The organism is Photobacterium frigidiphilum (genome assembly GCF_003025615.1).
Classification (GTDB): domain Bacteria; phylum Pseudomonadota; class Gammaproteobacteria; order Enterobacterales; family Vibrionaceae; genus Photobacterium; species Photobacterium frigidiphilum.
This window is the reverse complement of sequence record NZ_PYMJ01000081.1, coordinates 1-4,285: the sequence shown is the minus strand read 5'-3', so window position 1 is coordinate 4,285 and position 4,285 is coordinate 1. Positions and strand designations below refer to the sequence as shown.

The window sequence follows — 4,285 nt, the reverse complement described above, 5'->3', positions numbered from 1 at the left end:
AATAATGACCGTGACCCTTGCCGCGGATCATAGAGTCAGCGACGGACTCACAGGGGCTCGTTTCTTACATGCCCTTGCCAAACAACTTCAGCAACCGGAGGCATTATGACTTCACTCGACATTCCGACCCATATTGCCAATGCCATCAAACGTATCGCCCCTGAAATTGATTTGCTCGATATCGATCAGGATGAGGACTTACGCGAAGAGTGTGATCTGGACTCAATGGACTTCCTTAACCTGCTGGCCGACCTGAAACAACAAACCAGCATCAGTATTCCCGAAAGCGATTACCCCAAGGTCAGAAGCTATAACCAGCTGTTGGCCTATTTGCGAAACCACGTCGAGTAAAGCCAGCAGGATCTGGTGACGGCCTCAATAGATACAAACAACTAGGGACACAATATTAGGAGCGACAATGAACATATCAGCCTCGCAGCCTCTGATTTACTGGTACCGACAACTTCGAGCCACGGACGTTGACCTTGTCGGCGGTAAAAATGCCAGCCTAGGTGAAATGCTAAGTCAACTCGACCAAGTCGGCATTCGAGTGCCCAACGGCTTTGCCACCAGCGCCCAGCTCTACCGTGACTTCTTACGCCAGAACCAACTTGACACGCCGATCAGCCAGTTGCTTGCCGCCATGGACAACGGCTCCATCACCCTTGCAGAGGCAGGCCAGAAAATTCGTCGCCTGATCCTTGAAGGCCACTTCACCACAGAGCAAGAACAAGCCATCACCGACGCGTATCATCAACTGGGTCAACAGGCAGATACGGATCCCCTCTCCGTGGCGGTACGTAGCTCCGCCACCGCGGAAGATCTGCCCCAAGCCAGCTTTGCTGGGCAGCAGGAGAGCTACCTCAATATTGCAGGCGCAGCGCACGTAATTGACGCCAGCAGAGAGTGCTTTGCCTCGCTATATACCGACCGTGCGATTGTCTATCGCCAAGAGCAGGGCTTTGTCCACCAAAAGGTCGCCCTATCGGTTGGCGTACAACAGATGGTGGAGTCTGAATGCGCAGGGGTCATGTTTAGTCTCGATACTGAAAACGGCTTTCCCGATGTGGTGCTCATCAATGGCAGCTGGGGGCTGGGTGAAACCATCGTTAAAGGCACCGTCACTCCTGACCGATTTATGGTGTATAAACCGCTGCTCGATACGCCAAACAAGCGCCCGATCATTGAAAAACAGCGCGGTAATAAGCGCGAGAAAATGCTGTTCGCAAGCGCCGATAGCCTTGAGCCAACAGTGACAACGCCCACCAGCATCGATGAGCGCAACCGCCTCATACTCAGTGATGACGAGATCCTACACCTGAGCCGCTGGGCGGTGACAATCGAGCGCCATTATGGTTGTGCCATGGATATGGAGTGGGCCAAAGACCGTCATAGTCAGCAACTGTTCATCGTCCAAGCCAGACCAGAAACGGTTGAGACATCAAAAGACAGCGCGGTACTGGTGAACTACCAACTGGAAAAAACCGCTGCGCCGATTTTATTGCAAGGATCGAGTGTCGGGAGCGCCGTCGCTTGCGGTAAGACGTTTACCCTACTTTCGCCCGATGATATCGACCAGTTCCCCGATGGCGCGATTCTGGTCACCGAACGCACCGACCCCGACTGGGTGCCAATTATGCGCAAGGCCGCGGGGATCATTACCGACTCTGGCGGCCCAACCAGCCATGCTGCAATTGTCAGCCGCGAGCTGAAAGTGCCCGCTATCGTCGGCACTGAACATGCCACTCGTGTTCTGTCATCAGGAAAAATGGTCACCTTGAACTGCAGCGAAGGTACAGTGGGTCAAGTGTATGACGGCATCATCAACTACACCACCCAGCAAATTGATCTCAACACCCTACCTACGACCCAAACCCAAATCATGATCAATGCTGCGATGCCCGACGGCATTTTTCATTGGTGGCAGCTCCCAACAGCAGGGATCGGCCTGACCCGAATAGAGTTCATAATCTCAAGCCAGATCGGACTCCATCCGATGGCGCTGATCCACCCAGAACTGGTCACCGATCCCGCAATAGCGCAAACCCTGCGCCAACGCTGCGCGGGATCAGCAACCCTGCCCGATTTCTTCGTCGATAATTTGGCCCTTGGGGTGGGTAAAATCGCTGCCAGCCAGTACCCAAAACCGGTCATTGTTCGGATGTCTGATTTCAAATCGAATGAGTACCGCGGCTTGATAGGCGGCGAGTTCTTTGAGCTCCATGAAGAGAACCCAATGCTCGGCCTGCGCGGCGCCTCGCGCTACTATCATCCTCGTTATCAAGAAGCATTCCAGCTCGAATGCAGAGCGATTATCAAAGCACGCGATGAGATGGGCTTTGACAATATTATCGTTATGATCCCATTTTGCCGCACGGTCAGCGAAGCCGATAAGGTACTTGAGGTGATGGCCCTCGCGGGACTGAAGCGCGGTGAAAAAGGGCTGCAAGTGTATGTGATGTGCGAGATCCCCTCGAACATCATCCTCGCCGAGCGTTTTGCCGAGCGCTTTGATGGCTTTTCTATTGGCAGTAACGATTTAACGCAGCTGATATTGGGGATAGACCGTGACTCAGCCGAGCTAAAACCGATGTTTGATGCCCGCGATGATGCGGTTAAAAAAGTGATTGAACAGGTGATCAAGGTCGCCCACAGCAAAGGCTGTAAAGTGGGGATCTGCGGTCAAGCACCTTCAGACCACCCTGAGTTTGCTGAGTTTCTGGTAGCGTGTGGCATCGACTCCATCTCCCTTAACCCTGACTCCTTTGCCAAAGGCTGTGAGGTGATCGCAAAAGCCGAACGCACGCACCTCAATAAGCGAGACTAGTCAGCAATAGACCAGAATCAACGACAGAGCCTGAGCAGAAACCGGGGGGTAGGCTCAACCGACCGCTTGGTATTGCCGAATGTCGGCCCACGTAAAGGTGGGTCCATCGGTACAGACATAGCGATCTTGCAGATAACAGTGACCGCACAGGCCAACCGCACAGTGCATTCGGCGCTCAATCGAGAGATTTATCGCGTCTGGCTGAATACCGTAAGCAACCAGGTACTCCGCTGCCGCCTCCATCATAGCCTCCGGTCCAGCCATCAGCACCAGATCGGGCTGGGTACCAAAGCTATGCAGTACCGTCGGCAGTAGCCCCAGTACCGTTCCTTGGTAATAATCTGGATCGCTCAAGCCAGCGGTATCCTCTACCACGTTGAACAGTGGAATAAAGTGCCGCCAACGCGCCCGCTCTGGATTAAGCATCAAAGTGGCACTGTTTCGCGTGGCATAAATCACTTCAAGCTGACGATAGTTTTGCGTTTCAATCAGCTCATTTATCACACTGGCCAGTGGCGCAATACCACAACCACCGCCGATGATCAGGATGCGCTGATCAGCCATGGCTGCCATCGGCCACCCTTTTCCAAACGGGCCTCGTGCACCGATAATATCACCGACGGCGCACTCAAACAGAGCGTGGGTCACACTGCCCATCTGACGCACCAAGGCACCAAACTTCCCCTGCTCATTTGGCAACTCGGTAAACGTAAACGGCGCTTCCCCCACACCGGGCAGCGATAACATAAAAAATTGGCCACTTTGCGCTTTTTGCCACGCTGATAGCGTTTCCTTTTCAACGCCATTTTCAAGGCCATGCAAACGAAAATGATAATGGCGAGTATCTTGACCATCATCATAAAAATCGACCACCTCTATCGGTACGGGAGTCATGTTAAACATCATCTGCAATCCTTTTCATTATCGAGTGTACGCCAATGACACTGGGGCAAGTCTGCTCACAACGCCCGCAACCAACACAGCCGTAACGGCCAAATTCTGGGAGATAGTCTTCACTAAATTTGTGATACCAAAAGCGTTTTACCCGCTGCCCCGCTTGTTTGGCTGGGTTGTGAAAGCTCGCTTCACGCTGAAAGCCCTCATACAGGCAGGAGTCCCAAAACCGCACTTGGCTAACCGTCTCCTCACTGTTGTCCGTGCTAGAACCGGTATTGACGTCAGCGCCAGCATTGGCAACATGCCGAGTACCAAAGCAAGAGCAGGTGGGGCAGAGCGTGGTACACCCTGAGCACCCCAGACATTGGATCCCCACCTGCCCCCAGAATGCGTCCGAGACCTGGCCACGATTAAGCTTAGCGATGCCATCGAGCAGATAGGTATGATCTGGAAATGCCTGCTCGCAGTGGCTGATATTGTCCCAGCGCTGGCCGATATCGTTCGTTGATGCCGGCGTCAGTCCAATGCCTTGCAGCGCCTCGTTGCCCCCCTCTGTCAGCA

5 protein-coding genes are annotated in these 4,285 nt (G+C 53.6%); 3 read left to right on the top strand and 2 right to left on the bottom strand.

What is annotated here, in order from left to right; genetic code table 11:
• Positions 1 to 4: 4 nt before the first annotated feature.
• The 3 genes from C9J12_RS31695 (at position 5) to ppsA (ending at position 2,827) form a co-directional block, all read left to right on the top strand.
• Entirely contained in the window at positions 5 to 109 is a 105-nt protein-coding gene (locus C9J12_RS31695; protein WP_227876515.1) for a 2-oxo acid dehydrogenase subunit E2, read from the top strand.
• Positions 106 to 351: an acyl carrier protein gene (locus C9J12_RS29545; protein WP_107246973.1), complete on the top strand. Its 246-nt coding sequence runs from the start codon at positions 106 to 108 to the stop codon at positions 349 to 351. Before C9J12_RS31695 ends, C9J12_RS29545 begins: the two co-directional genes overlap by 4 nt.
• A 67-nt stretch (positions 352 to 418) precedes the next feature.
• A complete protein-coding gene (ppsA, locus tag C9J12_RS29540; protein ID WP_107246970.1) occupies positions 419 to 2,827 on the top strand; it encodes a phosphoenolpyruvate synthase in 2,409 nt (802 codons plus the stop codon).
• 54 nt (positions 2,828 to 2,881) lie between these two features.
• Here ppsA and C9J12_RS29535 read toward each other — a convergent pair whose 3' ends face one another.
• Together C9J12_RS29535 and C9J12_RS29530 are read right to left on the bottom strand one after the other, a co-directional pair.
• Complete coding sequence (locus C9J12_RS29535; protein WP_227876514.1) at positions 2,882 to 3,733, bottom strand: iron-sulfur cluster-binding protein; 852 nt, start codon at positions 3,731 to 3,733, stop codon at positions 2,882 to 2,884.
• The coding region (locus tag C9J12_RS29530; RefSeq protein ID WP_193944725.1) for a 4Fe-4S dicluster domain-containing protein at positions 3,723 to 4,285 on the bottom strand (563 nt) is incomplete at its 5' end. The genes C9J12_RS29530 and C9J12_RS29535, both read right to left, overlap by 11 nt.

What these genes read in the sequence shown, in the direction of transcription:
- C9J12_RS31695 (WP_227876515.1), top strand. Translation starts at nt 5, where the DNA reads ATGACCGTGACCCTTGCCGCGGATCATAGAGTCAGCGACGGACTCACA.
- ppsA (WP_107246970.1), top strand. Translation starts at nt 419, where the DNA reads ATGAACATATCAGCCTCGCAGCCTCTGATTTACTGGTACCGACAACTT.
- C9J12_RS29545 (WP_107246973.1), top strand. Translation starts at nt 106, where the DNA reads ATGACTTCACTCGACATTCCGACCCATATTGCCAATGCCATCAAACGT.
- C9J12_RS29535 (WP_227876514.1), bottom strand. Translation starts at nt 3,733, where the DNA reads ATGATGTTTAACATGACTCCCGTACCGATAGAGGTGGTCGATTTTTAT.